13 protein-coding genes and 2 pseudogenes are annotated in these 13,492 nt (G+C 67.7%); 5 read left to right on the plus strand and 10 right to left on the minus strand.

What is annotated here, in order from left to right; genetic code table 11:
• The first annotated feature begins 11 nt into the window (after positions 1–11).
• Complete coding sequence (locus tag OH809_RS00945; protein WP_406424646.1) at positions 12–1,658, plus strand: ATP-binding protein; 1,647 nt, start codon at positions 12–14, stop codon at positions 1,656–1,658.
• Complete coding sequence (locus tag OH809_RS00950; protein ID WP_406514808.1) at positions 1,655–2,329, plus strand: response regulator; 675 nt, start codon at positions 1,655–1,657, stop codon at positions 2,327–2,329. Before OH809_RS00945 ends, OH809_RS00950 begins: the two co-directional genes overlap by 4 nt.
• Before the next feature lie 93 nt (positions 2,330–2,422).
• On the opposite strand, the pseudogene OH809_RS00955 reads toward OH809_RS00950, so the two are convergent.
• Positions 2,423–2,623: pseudogene (locus OH809_RS00955) on the minus strand (IS630 family transposase); the annotation flags it as partial.
• Between the two features lie 75 nt (positions 2,624–2,698).
• Between OH809_RS00955 and OH809_RS00960 the strand changes: the two are divergent.
• Positions 2,699–4,066, plus strand: coding sequence for an IS30 family transposase (locus OH809_RS00960; RefSeq protein ID WP_406416556.1), 1,368 nt, complete (start codon positions 2,699–2,701; stop codon positions 4,064–4,066).
• 155 nt (positions 4,067–4,221) lie between these two features.
• Here OH809_RS00960 and OH809_RS00965 read toward each other — a convergent pair whose 3' ends face one another.
• The 3 genes from OH809_RS00965 to OH809_RS00975 are packed head-to-tail and all read right to left on the minus strand — an operon-like array spanning position 4,222 to position 5,420.
• Entirely contained in the window at positions 4,222–4,734 is a 513-nt protein-coding gene (locus tag OH809_RS00965; RefSeq protein ID WP_406415442.1) for a hypothetical protein, read from the minus strand.
• A gap of 51 nt (positions 4,735–4,785) precedes the next feature.
• Positions 4,786–5,154, minus strand: a complete 369-nt coding sequence (locus OH809_RS00970) for a hypothetical protein (RefSeq protein WP_406424648.1) — start codon at positions 5,152–5,154, stop codon at positions 4,786–4,788.
• A gap of 8 nt (positions 5,155–5,162) precedes the next feature.
• Positions 5,163–5,420 (minus strand): hypothetical protein, encoded by a 258-nt coding sequence (locus OH809_RS00975; RefSeq protein WP_030936061.1) that lies wholly within the window; start codon positions 5,418–5,420, stop codon positions 5,163–5,165.
• 60 nt (positions 5,421–5,480) lie between these two features.
• Between OH809_RS00975 and OH809_RS00980 the strand changes: the two genes are divergently transcribed.
• Positions 5,481–5,762, plus strand: coding sequence for a hypothetical protein (locus tag OH809_RS00980; RefSeq protein ID WP_406514809.1), 282 nt, complete (start codon positions 5,481–5,483; stop codon positions 5,760–5,762).
• Between the two features lie 419 nt (positions 5,763–6,181).
• On the opposite strand, the gene OH809_RS00985 is transcribed toward OH809_RS00980, so the two are convergent.
• The 6 genes and pseudogenes from OH809_RS00985 to tap form a co-directional block, all read right to left on the minus strand.
• Entirely contained in the window at positions 6,182–6,859 is a 678-nt protein-coding gene (locus OH809_RS00985; RefSeq protein ID WP_406415446.1) for a hypothetical protein, read from the minus strand.
• A 153-nt stretch (positions 6,860–7,012) separates the two neighbouring features.
• The gene (locus OH809_RS00990; RefSeq protein WP_406415448.1) at positions 7,013–8,227 is read right to left on the minus strand and encodes an RNA-guided endonuclease InsQ/TnpB family protein; all 1,215 of its coding nucleotides are present in this window, start codon (positions 8,225–8,227) and stop codon (positions 7,013–7,015) included.
• Between the two features lie 143 nt (positions 8,228–8,370).
• Positions 8,371–8,640: pseudogene (locus OH809_RS00995) on the minus strand (hypothetical protein); the annotation flags it as partial.
• Positions 8,641–9,011: 371 nt separating this feature from the next.
• Positions 9,012–9,710, minus strand: a complete 699-nt coding sequence (locus OH809_RS01000) for an aspartate/glutamate racemase family protein (RefSeq protein ID WP_406415450.1) — start codon at positions 9,708–9,710, stop codon at positions 9,012–9,014.
• Between the two features lie 129 nt (positions 9,711–9,839).
• Entirely contained in the window at positions 9,840–10,394 is a 555-nt protein-coding gene (tpg, locus tag OH809_RS01005; protein WP_406415452.1) for a telomere-protecting terminal protein Tpg, read from the minus strand.
• Positions 10,395–10,403: 9 nt separating this feature from the next.
• Positions 10,404–12,572, minus strand: a complete 2,169-nt coding sequence (gene tap, locus OH809_RS01010) for a telomere-associated protein Tap (protein WP_406415454.1) — start codon at positions 12,570–12,572, stop codon at positions 10,404–10,406.
• A 397-nt stretch (positions 12,573–12,969) separates the two neighbouring features.
• Between tap and OH809_RS01015 the strand changes: the two genes are divergently transcribed.
• Positions 12,970–13,425, plus strand: coding sequence for a hypothetical protein (locus OH809_RS01015; protein ID WP_406415456.1), 456 nt, complete (start codon positions 12,970–12,972; stop codon positions 13,423–13,425).
• The last annotated feature ends 67 nt before the right edge of the window (positions 13,426–13,492 follow it).

The following is a 13,492-nucleotide window of genomic DNA, read 5'->3' on the forward strand; positions in this document are numbered from 1 at the left end:
TTGAGTTAATTGTGGTCGTAACTTTTCGCCGCCATACCCTCGCGGGCGAGCTGTTGGTACTCCAGCTCGCCATCGTCGTGGTGGTGCTGCTGGCGGTCGCCGCCGTCTCGCTGGCCCAGTCGGAAGCGACCTTCAACCGGGTCGAAGGACGCCGGGTCACCGCGCTGGCCGAGCAGCTGGCCGGCAACCCTTTGGTGTCCAGTCAGCTCGGCCGGCCGGCACCGGGTGAGACGCTCGCTCCGCTCGTCCAGACCACGCTGACCCAGTCGGGCGTCACCTCCGTGACGGTCGCCGACAGCAGCGGCAGGATTGTCAGCTCCACGAATCCCACGATGATCGGTACAAGGTTGCCGCTCGGCCCCGGCGTCGCCGAGGCTCGCGGCTGGTCAGGGGATCTGGTCCTGGACGGTACCCATGAGCTGGTGGCCCAGGTGCCGGTGATCAAAGCGGCTCAACCCAACCTCGGCCGACATCTCGGCACGGTGATGATCGGTGAGGCGTCACCGACGATCTGGCAGCGACTGAGTGGCGCGTCATCGTATCTGCTCGCCTACCTTGGCATTGCGAGCGGGCTCGGCCTGATCGGATCGTGGCTGCTGGCCCGGCGTACCAAACGCCAGACCCTCGGGTTGGAGCCACGCGAGATCGCGGGGCTCGCCGAGCACCGTGAGGCAATGCTGTACGGGATCGCGGAAGGCGTGATCGCCCTCGACCCGCAGTTGCGGCTCACACTGGTGAACGAGGTCGGCAGGCGGTTGCTCGATCTGCCCGAGCACTGTGTGGGGATGAGCCTGGCCGACCTCCGGATTGAGGGCCGACTGCACGACGTACTCGCCGGATCCCCCAGTGACACGGCCGAGCGTCGCGACGAAGTCGTCATACGCCGGAGTCGGGTTCTGGTGATGAACCGGATGACCGTCACCAAGGACGGCCGCCAGCTCGGCTCGGTCACGACCTTGCGGGACCGTACCGAACTGGCGCAGCTGGAACGCGAGATCGGATCGTTCCGCAGCTCCGCCGAGCTGCTGCGCGCGCAGGCCCACGAGTTCGCCAATCAGCTGCACACGATTTCCGGGCTGATCCAGATCGGTAAGCACGACGAGGTGGTGCAGTACGTCCGCGCGCTGAGCCGACACCGACAGTCGCTGGACACGACCCTGACCAGACGGGTTCGCGACATGGCCGTCGGCGCTCTGCTGATGGCGAAGTCCTCGCTCGCGGCCGAACGGAAGGTCGTGCTGCGCGTCTCGGAGCATACGGCGCTCGACCGGCTGGCGCCGGAGGACTCGGTGGACGTGGCGACGGTGATCGGCAACCTCGTCGACAACGCCGTCGACGCCGCGGCGGCGGGCGACGACGGCCACGATGCCTGGGTGGAGGTCGAATTGCGGCAGGACGCATCCAGCGTGGAGATCGTGGTGCGCGACTCAGGCCCCGGCGTGGCGCCCGAGCTCGCCCAGGAAGTCTTCTTGCACGGCTTCACCACGAAGGCTGCCCAAGAGGGGGATCGCGGCATCGGGCTGGCGCTCACCCGGCTCGTCTGCGAGCGCCGCGGCGGCGAGGTCGCGGTGACCAACACGCCCGACGGCGCCATGTTCACCGCGAGGATGTCCGTCGGCAACCTGGCCGGCGCGGTACCGGAAGGAGCCTCCCGATGATCGACGTACTGGTCGTCGACGACGACTTCATGGTGGCAAGTGTCCACCAGACCTTCGTCGACCGCGTCGAGCCCTTCCGGGTCGTCGGCACGGCGAACACCGGCGAGCAGGCGATCACGGCCGTCGGCGAGCTGCGCCCCGACCTGGTCCTGCTCGACCTCTATCTTCCGGACATGTTCGGCCTGGACGTCATTCCACGCCTGCGGACCGCCGGGCACGACTGTGACGTCATGGTGATCAGCGCCTCGCGCGAGGCCGACGCGGTCCGCCGCTCCGTCCGCCAGGGCGTGGTCAACTACCTGCTGAAGCCGTTCGACTTCGAAGACCTGCGTCCCCGCCTCGTACGGTACGCCGCCCAGCGCAATAGCCTGCTCACCACAGTCGTCAGAGGTCAGGCCGACGTGGACCGGGTACTGACCGGGGCCAGCTTGCCGGCGCCGAGTGTCGCGCTGCCGAAGGGCATGAGCGTGGAGACCGCGGAGCTGATCGAACGCACACTGTGCGGTACCGACGGAACGCTGTCCGCCGCCGAGTGCGCGGCCCGGAGCGGCATCTCCCGGGTCAGCGCCCGCCGTTACCTCGAATACTTCCACGACACCGGCCGCGCCGAGGTGTCCCTGCGGTACGGAGCCGCCGGCAGACCCGAGCGCCGCTACGGTTGGCGTGCATGAGTTCGCTCTTGCCGGTCCGGCCGCAATGGAGCCAGTCCCCCACTCACACAGCAGCGAAGGCATGGGGAGCAGTGATAGCAACGCGACGTGAGCCTAGTGTTCTGCGCCGGGAATTCGATCAAGATATGTCGCGAGGCGTTGGAGGATCTCGTCGGCGTCCTTGGTCCAAATGAACGGCTTCGGGTTGTCGTTCCACTGGGCGATCCAGGCGCGGATGTCGCGCTCCAGGGCCTGGAGGTTCCTGTGTACTCCGCCGCGTATCCGCTTGTCCGTCAGCAGGCCGAACCAGCGCTCGTCGGGTAGTACCGCTGCATTGCTGCAGGGTGGATTCAACCGGTCGTCGCAACACCTCGATCATGGAGGTGTCCGATGGGGCGACCGGCAGGGTGGACGACGGCGGTGACGGGGCGCCCGGCGATGCGGTCTCCGGGCAGGCCGCCGGTCCGCCGGGATGTGGAGCGTGCCTTCTGGAAGAAGATCGCTGATGGGCTGACCAGCGAGGACGCGGCGATCGCGTGCGGTGTGTCGGGGCCGGTCGGCTCACGATGGTTCCGGGAACGTGGCGGTATGCCGTCGATCGAGCTGGGCCCGGTGTCGGGCAGGTATCTCTCCTTTGCAGAGCGCGAGGAGATCGCTGTGCTGAAGGCTCAGAACACCGGGGTCCGGGAGATCGCCCGTCGGCTGGGCAGGCACCCGTCCACTGTTTCGCGGGAACTGCGGCGCAATGCGGCCACCCGCAGCGGACAACTCGCCTACCGGGCGTCGATCGCGCAGTGGAAGGCCGAGCTGGCCGCGCGGCGGCCGAAGCCGTCCAAACTTGCCTGCAGCGAGCGGCTGCACGAGTACGTCCAGGACCGCCTGGCCGGAGAGATCCGCCGCCCGGACGGCATGCCGGCGCCGGGACCTGCGGCACCGCCGTGGAAGGGACGGAACAAGCCGAGGCGCCAGGACCGCCGTTGGGGCAACTCGTGGAGTCCGCAGCAGATCTCCCACCGGCTGAAGGTCGACTTCCCTGATGATGATTCCATGCGCATCTCTCACGAGGCGATCTACCAGGCCCTCTATATCCAGGGCCGGGGAGCACTCAAGCGCGAGCTGGTCGCCTGCCTGCGCACCGGCCGTGCGCTGCGGGTGCCCCGGGCTCGCACCGCCGGCCGGGGGAAGAAGTTCGTCACCGAGGACGTGCTGATCAGTCAGCGGCCGGCCGAGGCGGAGGACCGGGCGGTCCCCGGCCACTGGGAGGGCGACCTCATCATCGGCCTCAACAGCTCCGCGATCGGCACCCTGGTCGAACGCACCAGCAGGTTCACGATGCTGCTGCACCTACCGCCCATGCCCGGCCACGACGGCACACGGGCCAAGAACGGCCCCGCACTGGCCGGCCACGGAGCCGCAGCCGTACGTGACGCCCTGACGGAAGCGATCACCCGCCTACCCGCCCAACTACGCAAGTCCCTTACCTGGGACCAGGGTTCGGAAATGGCGCAGCACGCCGAACTCCGCATCGACACCGGCCTGGAGATCTACTTCGCCGACCCGCACAGCCCCTGGCAGCGCGGCACGAATGAGAACACCAACGGGCTGCTACGGCAGTACTTCCCGAAGGGCACCGACCTCAGCAGACACACCCGCGAGGATCTCGCTGCCGTCGCAGCTGCCCTCAACGGCCGCCCCCGCAAAACCTTGGGCTGGAGGACACCCTCCGAGACTCTCAACAGTCATCTACTATCAACATAAAACGGAAGTGTTGCGACGACTCCTTGAACCCGGGCAGTGGTCCCCCCTCAGAGTGAAGTAGGCCGCCGACGAGATGCCCGTGGCGCGGGTCCTTTTCCGACGGCCCCTTCCCGAACCGGACGGGCCCGATTTCCAGGCATCCGGCTCTCCAGTGATCACTTCCGTAGTACTGCGGTGGGACGCCCCGCGTGGATGCCTTCATGACAGCGACGGCAGATCACCAGGGTCTTGCGCCGTCGCATCGCCATCAGACGGACCCATGCGGGTTTCTCCCGGCGTCCGGGCCGGTTGAGATCAGCGAGCTTGCGGACATGGTGAACCTCAAGGTTCGTCCGCGCCTCGCACATCTCGCAGCATTCGGCGAGGAGCCTATGGATCAGCTCGTTGCGTTTCATGCTGGCCATGACCGGCCGGATGTCAGTGAGAACGGCCGTGCGCTGCCGTTTGAGCGGTATCCCGCCGAAGCGGGCGACCAGTGGCTTCTTCCCTTCATCGCGGGGGACAGTGACCTGGATGCAACGGCGCAGCTCCTCCTCCGCGACGCCCTGCCCCAGGAAGTAGGAGGACCAGAAGCCGGGCATGCCGAGGAAAGGCGTCCCGTCGGCAAAAGGAGCGGTGTCGTCGGGCGCTGCGAGGAGGCGCTCGTATCCACGCACCTGAATGCTCATGCGGTCTCCAGCTCGGAAGCAGAGGGGCGCCGTTCAGACGGCGGGGCTGGATCAGGCGTTGAGGTCCAGTACACGGACCGGCTCGCCCTGCCACCGCTTCGGGGTGGTGGTGGCGATGATCGCTCCGTCGGGGCGGTCGGGTGTGGGCTGCGCTGCGTACTGGCTGTGGGCCGCAGCCCATGTTTCCTGCCGGGCGAGGGCCAGGGCCGCAGCCAGATCCAGGTCCAGGACGGTGATACCCGGCAGTGCGGCAAGGTGCTCGGCTGTGCCGGGCCGTGCGCGGTCGGCTTCGACGAGCGCACACGCCGGGGCGTACAGGAACCAGCCGGATTCGGCGTGGGCCCGGTGGATGAGACGGGACGCGAGGACGTTGCCCTGACCCGCTGCGGCCATCGCCGTTTCGTCCAGGACGATATGCATGGCGTCGGTCACCGGCTCGTCACCTGGGCCAGGCGCCGGTCCAGCTCACTGTCCAGGTCGTCCTGCTCGGCCGGGGTGGGGGCGTAGCCGTTCCACTCCTTCAGTGCAGCAAGGGCCTTCTCGGCACGCTCGGCACGCTCGGCCGGGGTGAGCATGGTCTCGGCCAGACGAGCCAGATAGGCGCGCAGCGACAGCCCCTCAGCAGCTGCGATCGCGGCGAGCCGGTCCTTGGCCTCTTCGGGGATACGGACATTGGCATCGGACATTGTCGTGCTCCTTCCCATTCCTCCAGGGTACGGGTACGTACCCGTACCCGTCACGCTGGTGTGGGTGACCACTACCTGCCGAACGGTGAAGGTGCGGCAGGCACCGCCCAGCCTGTGCCGACGATGAAGCAACGGCTGACGAAACGCTGCTCGTCGGTCCGCATCATCGGAGACCTGCTGACCTGCGGACTCACCGTCGAGGACCTGCGCAGCTGCGCCGACCGCCTCCATTTACTCGTCCAGGACCCGCCGCCGCTGTGTGGCTCTGTCGAGCCCGGCGTCTCCACCTCCAGGGTTGTCGGCCGCAGGCTCGCCGCCCTCGACGCCGGGAGCAACGGCTGACCCGACTGCGTGAGAGCCTCGCGCAGCGCGCCTCGGGAAAGAGAGACGGACGCTTCAGCCTCTCGCCACCCGAGTAGAGCCGCTGGCAAAGGCACCACCGCCGCTTGGTGACAACAAGGCTGCCTGTGTGACCACTATCGTGCGTCGGCTCAACCGGCCTGTGCCGAGGCTCGGTACTTGTCACTGGCAAAGCCGGATGACGTGGCGAATGGGACCGGTCGAAGCAGCCTGGTTGGCACCAGTGAGGCACGCGGCTTGTCACAAATGCTCATTCGGCAGCCCTTCTGTCACCAGTAACGGGTCTGTCAAACGAACGGGGAGTGTTTGAATCCCCAACCGCCGCGCGGCCGGCCGAACCCGGGCCCCGCCCAGAACTGTTGCGGTGTGTGCGGCCTCGCGAAAGAGGACTCAGCGACAGCTCACTGGATCAGGTCGGTGTGCGGATGCTCCGGAGACGCCGGGCAGACATAGAGCTGCAGATTGTCAGTGCTGCCGACTTCGACCGCGGTCGGCTGCGCGGGGTCCTGGCCGGCGACATGACCGGCGGAAAACGCGGCGGCTTGATCCTCGTACGGCGCCCAGCCGCGCGTACCGCCGTCCCATTCGAAGGAGGCGATGGTCAGCAGCGGGACCATCTGAGCGTCGCAGACAGCGCAGAATCGGGGATACGGGTCGGTGCGGCCCCACGGGGGCCAGCCGCCGACCTTCCAGCCGGGAGCGTCAGCCAGCTCACAGTCATAGAACTCCGCCGGATAGTCCGCGTACGAGCTGTCCACGCCGACGTCAGCTGCCTGCCATCTGCTCCAGTCCCCCAGCAGCTGCCGCACCTCCGCGCTCAAATCGAGGCTGTTGGGGTACTCGGTGATCTGTTCCGGTGCCAGCAGACACGGCTCCGGCACATAGCCTTCCCAGTCCGCCTCATACGGTTCCGGCGGCACGGCGAGGACATCGCCGACCCCCGCGGCAGACCGCCAGAACAGTGCGGTCGAAGGCTTGGCATGCGGCTCGTGGTCGTAAGGGCACCACAGCACCTGGAGCAAGTCCGCCTGTCCGGGCGGCCGCAACAAGGGCACGTCGCGCACATACAGCTGGGCCACAGGCAACATAGGGACCGGGCACTCCGCGGGCCACGGAGGGCCGGCCTCAAGTCGCTCCATGAACATCGCGTCGCTGCGCTCCTTGATCGCCGCCTCCTCAGGCGTGTACCCAGGACCGTGACTCCTCCCCGCCCTGAAGAGCGGGGCTTCTCGCTATGCCGGTTGGGCTTCGCGACGGGCCAGCCCGGCCCGTAGGACGTTGAGAGCCCCGGCTGTGTCGGCGTGTGCGCTGTGGCCGCATGCGACGCAGTGGAACTTCTCCTGTGTGGGCCGGTTTTCCTTCGCGGTGTGCCCGCATTCGGGGCACGTACGGGAGGTGTTGCGGGGGTCCACGGCGACCACTTCCCGCCCGGCGCTTTCAGCCTTTGCGTGCAGGATCGTCAGGAACACCCCCCAACCGGCATCGTTGATCGAGCGGTTCAGCCCGGCCTTCGCGGCGGCACCGTTGGGCAGGAAGGTGCCCGGCTGGTCGGGGTCCGGCTTGGAGGCGGGGGTCCTGCTCATGTTGCGGATCTTGAGATCTTCGTGCGCGATGACGTCGTGCGCGCGGACCAGGCCGAGGGCGGTCTTGTGCGCGTGGTCCAAGCGCTGACGGCGCACCTTGCCATGCAGTTTGGCGACCTGCTCCACGGCCCGCCGGTGGTTGGCGGTGCGGTCCTTCGCCTTGCGGCGCGGGAACCGGGACAGCGCCTGCTGGGCGGCTTCGAGCCTCGCGGCGGCGCGGCGTCCGTGCCTGGGGTTCTCCACGAACCCGCCGCCCGAGTCGGCGAGGAAGTTGGCGATGCCCAGGTCGATGCCGGCCACGCTGCCCGTCGGCGGCAGTGGCTCGGGCCGCTCCTGCTCAGCGGTCAGTACGACGAACCATTTGTGGCCCTCGCGCTTGACGCTGACCGTCTTGACCTTGCCCACTACGGGCCGGTGCTGGTTGACCTTGACATGTCCGACACCCTGCAAGCGCACGCGGGTGACAGGGTCGTGCGGGGTGGAATCCCAGCGGCAGCCGTCCCCGTCCTTCGGGAACTCCACCGTGTCGAACCAGTTCACCCCACGAAAACGCGGGTATCCAGGCGTCTCCCCAGCCTTGATCCGCCGGAAGAACGCCGCAAACGCCTTGTCCAACCGGCGCAAGGTCGCCTGCTGCGAGGAGAACGACCAACGCCCCTGACGCTCCGGGTCGAACGCCCGAATATCCTTCAACTGCGCCGACTGCATCCCGTACTTGATGCTCGTCTTCGATACATGACGGTAGGCATCACGCCGTTCCTGCAGTGCGCCGTTGTAGAGCGAGCAGTGATCTCGCAGCATCTCACCGAGCGCCTGGCCCTGCCGGACGGTGGGCCGCATGAGGAACTTGTACGCACGAATCACGCAGCCACCCCCCTTCGGTCAGTCCGATCAACATAGCTGGCGCCACTGACAACGCAGAGCACTCCGGCGCTCCGCGCCTCCGGTCCAAGGATCGCATTCCCGCCCGGCCTGAAGGCCGGGATTCCCTGCGAAGATCAGGGATGGGGATCACGGTGCAGCCGAGCTCGCACGTGCCTCTTGAGCCGCACTTCTGCCGGTGACTGGCACACCCCACTGCCCGGGTGCGAACTTTCGCAGTCCGGCCATGGCTCCTCAGCCGGCCACAGCAACGGCCCCCCGACCGAGCTCTCCCACACCGAAGGCGACCCGGCACGAGGGTGCAGCCGAATTGCAGCACGCGCCAACGGAGCCAGCTCAGGAAAGACCGCAGTAACGTCGACAGGCCGCGGCGGAGTAGTACGTACGAAGACCATGCCGGCGATCCTGCCACCAGCCACCGACAGTCCCTGGCCGCCTCAACCGGCGTCAGCGCTCAGCTGGCCGAGTGAAACGCTCGCTGACTCAGTCACAGTGACAACAAGCCTGCCTATGTGGCAACTATCGTGCTTCGGCTCAATATTGTGCCGAAGCACGTTGGTTGTCACCACTACCACTATCCGACCTGGGGCTTCCCGTCCCGCGAAGCGGCCCAGTTGTCACCAGTGAGGCAGACTACTTGTCACCAGTGTTGAGTTTGCGGGTTTGTTGTCACCGTTCAGCGTCCTCTGGAGAGTGTGGACGAGGCCGAGAGGGCGAGTTTTCGAACAGACCGGCCCGACCAGGCGTAGCCACCATGCGGCCTGGGTTACCGTCCGGGCGCGAGTGCCGTGGTAACAGCGGCCTCGGCGTGCAGCCGGGTGGTGGCGAAGACAGGAACAGGGCTGTGCTCCGGGCCGATGAGGAGCTCAATCTCGGTGCAGCCGAGGATGATGCCTTGCGCGCCGGAAGCCACGAGCCTGCTGATCACCTCACCGTAGGCCGCTCGGGACTCCTCCCGGATGATGCCGAGGCATAGCTCTTCGTAGATCACCCGATGGACGACAGCCCGGTCGTCCGCGTCGGGAACCAGGACCTCCAGGCCATGCCCGGCCACGCGGTCGCGGTAGAAGTCCTGCTCCATGGTGAACGCGGTGCCCAATAGCCCCACTCGGCGCAGACCCACAGTCCGCACCGCAGCCGCCGTCGCGTCGGCCAGATGCAGCAGCGGAATGTTGACTGCCGCCACCACATGGTCGGCGACCTTGTGCATGGTGTTGGTGCAAATCAGCAGCAGGTCCGCACCAGCGGCCTGCAGGGATCGGGCGGCGTCAGCGAGTACTTCGCCAGCCTCATCCCAGTGCCCGGCCACCTGCAGCCGCTCGATCTCGGCGAAGTCGACCGAGTACAGCACGCACTTGGCCGAGTGGAGACCGCCCAACCGCTCCCGAACCCGCTCGTTGAGGAGCCGGTAGTACTCGGCCGTCGACTCCCAGCTCATGCCGCCAATCAACCCGATGGTCTTCATCGCCCCACTCTCGCACGCCCTTCGCTTGTCGCGGGGCTGAGGGCCGGGGTGACAGCAGCGCTGCCTTTGTGACAACTATCGTGCTTCGGCTCACGGCCGCGGTCGGCGGAGGCGGCGATGCCTGGCTGGTCAGAATTCGAGTTCGACATAGTCGATGTCGGTGAACTCCACCAGGAGTCCGTCGGCGCGGCGGCCGCGGTCTTTGAAGTACTGCTCCTGAAGTCCTTCGGCGATCACGGCCCGGAGTTGTTGTTCGGAGGCTCCGGCGGTCTGTGCGTCGAAGAGGCGGGCCGCGTACTGGGGCGGGAGGTGCTGGGTGATCAGCCGGATGCGTCCGTCGTCCGTGGTGCCCGGTGCGGCGGTGAATCCGAACCGCGCCCTGGTTTCGACGACGATGCCGGTGGAGGTGGCGGCGTTCTTCTTCGCTTTCTCCTTCACCCTCGGCTGCCAGCGGTAGCGGACCTCACCGGTGAGCCGGGCCGCGAGGTCCGGGCGCGGTTTTTTGATCTGGTCCTTGACGTACCGTTCGACCGTGCGCTGTGTGATGCCCAGGAGGTCGGCAACGGCTCTGGTGCCTTTGAACTGCTTGACCAGGAACCGCATCTGCGCACCGGCCGATTTCGGGATGGGGCGGGTGGCTGTGCTCGCTGCGGCCCTGTCGAGACTGTCTCCGAGGATGCCCATCAGGTGGTCCTACTCCCCGCTGTCTTCGGTGTCGCCCTTGATGTGCCGGGCCGGGTTGTGTCCTTCGTCGAGCATCTGTACGGCCCAGAGCAGGTCCTGGGTGCCCTCGTGCTTGACCATCCCTGGCGAGACACCGAGCCGGAACGTGCCCGGGGCCGGCTTCCCGTCCGCGGTGCGCGGCAGTACGTCCAACGGGCTCGGCCCGTCGGACAGGTAGACGGCGCAGTCGGAGAGCAGCGCGATCGGGATCAGTGCGTCCTCGCCGAAGGTCAGGTTCCTGGCCGGGGGCGGGGCGGTCTGGGTGACTGCGGCTGTTTTGAGGATCTTGCGGTGCATGTTGACGCGGGCGGTGGAGATGACGGCGGCGCGGATGTCGGGGCGCCAGGTGGGGCGTTCCAGTGCGGGCCAGCGTTCGCCGAACTTGTAGCCGGTGCCCTGGGGGCGCTCGCGGAGCTTGCCGATGCCGCCCTTGACCGTCGACTTGATGGCCGAGAGCACGGCCGCCATGCCGGGGTCGGAGTGCTTGTGGTGTTCCATCGCGGTCAGAAACTGGGCCTCGGACAGATTTGGGGTGACGCCGAGGTCGGCCATCGTCTGCTTGTACGCCTCGCTGAGGTGCTTGTACCAGGGGTCCAGGTACGGGCCGGACTCGGTACGGATCCATGCCTCAACCGGGCGCAGGGTGAGCGGCAGGTGGTAGGTGTCGATGAGTTCCTGGGCGTAGGCCACGGTCGGTGTCGCGTACCAGGCCGGGCCGTCGGGCTGCACGCCGTGGGGCGTGAACGGGTTCGGCATCCTCGGGTCCACCTCGATGCCGGACAGGTCGACCAGCCAGCTGCCGGGTGTCTTCTTGTCGAAGGCCGGGGCCTTGACATGGACGGGTGCGCCCAGGCCCACGATCAGGCGGTTCGCGGCAGCGAGGAACGCGGTGTTCACGTCGATGCCGACCGCGAACGCCCTGGTGCACTCGGCATCGGTGAGCAGTTGCGGGTCACGGGTCCACTCGTAGGCTTCTTCGTCCAGGACTTCGGCCGGGGTGCGCTGGTGGGTGCGCGGAAAGAGGGCGGCGACGACCGGGTGTTCGTCCGGGGCCTCGACCGGCGCCGGGTCGACGGGCTCGGTGAGGGAGCCGGGCATGGGTCCGGAGACCCAGGTGCCGTTCTCGTCTTTCACGGCCCGGGTCGGTGGGCGCAGCGCGGTCATCGTTTCCAGGCCGGAGACGGCGGTGGAGCCGCGGGGGGTGATGACCCGGGTTGCGTAGGTGCCGAGTACGTCGGCGATGTCGGCCGGGTCCAGGTGGTCGGTGGTCCCCCAGGAGCGGGAGTCGAGTGCGCCCCAGGGCAGGACGGCGAACTGGACGCACTGGCGTCGCCCGCCTTGTGCGGGTCGGTAGACGCGGGCCCAGGGGCCGAAGCCGCGGCGGGTGAGTTTCCATTTCGCTTTGGTGATCTGCTGCACGACCTTGTGGTCGTCCGGCAGGCGCAGGCGTCGCCGGTCTTCGAGCCGTTCGGGCAGTCCGAGACGTTCGGCGGCGGTGGCGGTCAGGACGATCAGGGGGTCGAAGTCCTTGCCGGACGAGTGCAGGCGCGGGGCGCCGAGCTGCGCCTGGGAAAGGACCCATTCGACCAGTGCGGGAAGGGACTTGGCAGGGCAGTCCAGGACCAGGCCGCCGACGCAGTACAGCAAGCCGTCGCCGTCCAGGACACCGAGCGGCCCGTGCGCGAACTGCGGGTCAGCAGCCACGGCAGAAGAACGGGGCGCCGTCTCCTTCACGGCGGGACGTCGTACTGCCGGGGGTACGGCCGGGGGTGCTGATCGCACTGAAGTCGCCGGGGCGCTGGACGATGCCAGGGCCGGAGCCGGCGCAGGTTCGCAGGTGGCCTCGGGCGGGCCGGGCACCTGCGGCACCGATGCTGTGGGTGGTGGCTCCGGGGTTTTGGCGGGGTAGAGCTCGGCCAGCTGGGCCAGCAGGCGTGCGTACGCCTCACGCTGGGGCGGCCGCGGCTCCGTCTTCCCGTTCTCCCACGACACCACCGTCGCGCGCCGGACCTTCAGTGCGTTGGCCACCTGCTCCTGTGTCAGCCCGTGGGCCTTGCGCAGCCGTTCTCGTTCCGTGGGCGGGGGCAGCGGGGACGCGGATTCGATCAGGGCGTCGACTGCGTCAAACAACTCGGACATGGCCCCTCCTCTCCTTCAGTATAACAAATAACTGCACATTCTACGTACTTTTCGCGTTCAATATACGTACACCTTCTATAGACGCCTGCCTGACGCACGGAACGAGGGAAGGGAAAGCGAAGCGCCACCACGTCCCGGCTGCCAAGCCGGGACGTGGAAGCGCGCAGCGCTCGGTCCGGACCGCAGCGAAGCGCCCGGCACGCAGCAAGGCGGGCGGGGAAGCGCGTCGAAAATGAAGCTGCGCCATCTTGAAGTGGCTGGTCAGGGTGCTGGTGTGATGTCGTTTCGGGGTGCTCGTGCTGGTCGTGGGCGGCAGTCTGGGGTGTAGATCGTCTGGCGGGAGTGGGTTTGTGGATTCCCGTCCGTCGTCGCGGGTGCCGCTCCTACGCTCCGGCCCATGATGGATCCCGAGGTGTTGGAGCGGATCGCCGCGCGGCGTGCGGAGCTGGACGGACTCGAAGAGCAGCTGGTCAAGCAGCTGTCGGAGGTACGAGCTGAGCGCGATGAGCTGGCCGTGGCCGAGCGGGTGTGGCAGCGGATGAGCGAGCAGCTCGCCGACGAGCGCACGGAGGCCGGGTCGCCGGTGGTCCAGGTGGCAGGTCGGGCGGTACGGCTGGTCCCGGACCGTGGGCCGGGGGTGGCTGAGTCCGCACTGCCAGCGGAGTACCAGCGCATCCTGACCGCGGTGCGGCAGGCCGCCGGCCCGGTCGCCACCCGGCAGATCGGCGAGGTGCTGGGCTTGGACACTGGGGTACGGGGCAAGCTGGAGCCGTTGCGCGGGAAGCTCACGAAGCTGGCCGACCGCGGCTGGCTGCACAAACGACCCGACGGGAAGTTCACCACCCGCCCGTGACCGGTCCGCACGGCGATCGGGGCGTAACCAAGGTACCCCCGGCGGCTGTTGGAATTGTGTGACGAAA

Source organism: Streptomyces sp. NBC_00873, assembly GCF_045207415.1.
GTDB lineage: Bacteria > Actinomycetota > Actinomycetes > Streptomycetales > Streptomycetaceae > Streptomyces.

Excerpts from the sequence above, each read along its gene's own strand:
- OH809_RS00950 (WP_406514808.1), top strand. The coding sequence starts at position 1,655 with ATGATCGACGTACTGGTCGTCGACGACGACTTCATGGTGGCAAGTGTC.
- OH809_RS00960 (WP_406416556.1), top strand. The coding sequence starts at position 2,699 with ATGGGGCGACCGGCAGGGTGGACGACGGCGGTGACGGGGCGCCCGGCG.
- OH809_RS00965 (WP_406415442.1), bottom strand. The coding sequence starts at position 4,734 with ATGAGCATTCAGGTGCGTGGATACGAGCGCCTCCTCGCAGCGCCCGAC.
- OH809_RS00970 (WP_406424648.1), bottom strand. The coding sequence starts at position 5,154 with ATGCATATCGTCCTGGACGAAACGGCGATGGCCGCAGCGGGTCAGGGC.
- OH809_RS00975 (WP_030936061.1), bottom strand. The coding sequence starts at position 5,420 with ATGTCCGATGCCAATGTCCGTATCCCCGAAGAGGCCAAGGACCGGCTC.
- OH809_RS01000 (WP_406415450.1), bottom strand. The coding sequence starts at position 9,710 with ATGAAGACCATCGGGTTGATTGGCGGCATGAGCTGGGAGTCGACGGCC.
- tpg (WP_406415452.1), bottom strand. The coding sequence starts at position 10,394 with ATGGGCATCCTCGGAGACAGTCTCGACAGGGCCGCAGCGAGCACAGCC.
- tap (WP_406415454.1), bottom strand. The coding sequence starts at position 12,572 with ATGTCCGAGTTGTTTGACGCAGTCGACGCCCTGATCGAATCCGCGTCC.
- OH809_RS01015 (WP_406415456.1), top strand. The coding sequence starts at position 12,970 with ATGATGGATCCCGAGGTGTTGGAGCGGATCGCCGCGCGGCGTGCGGAG.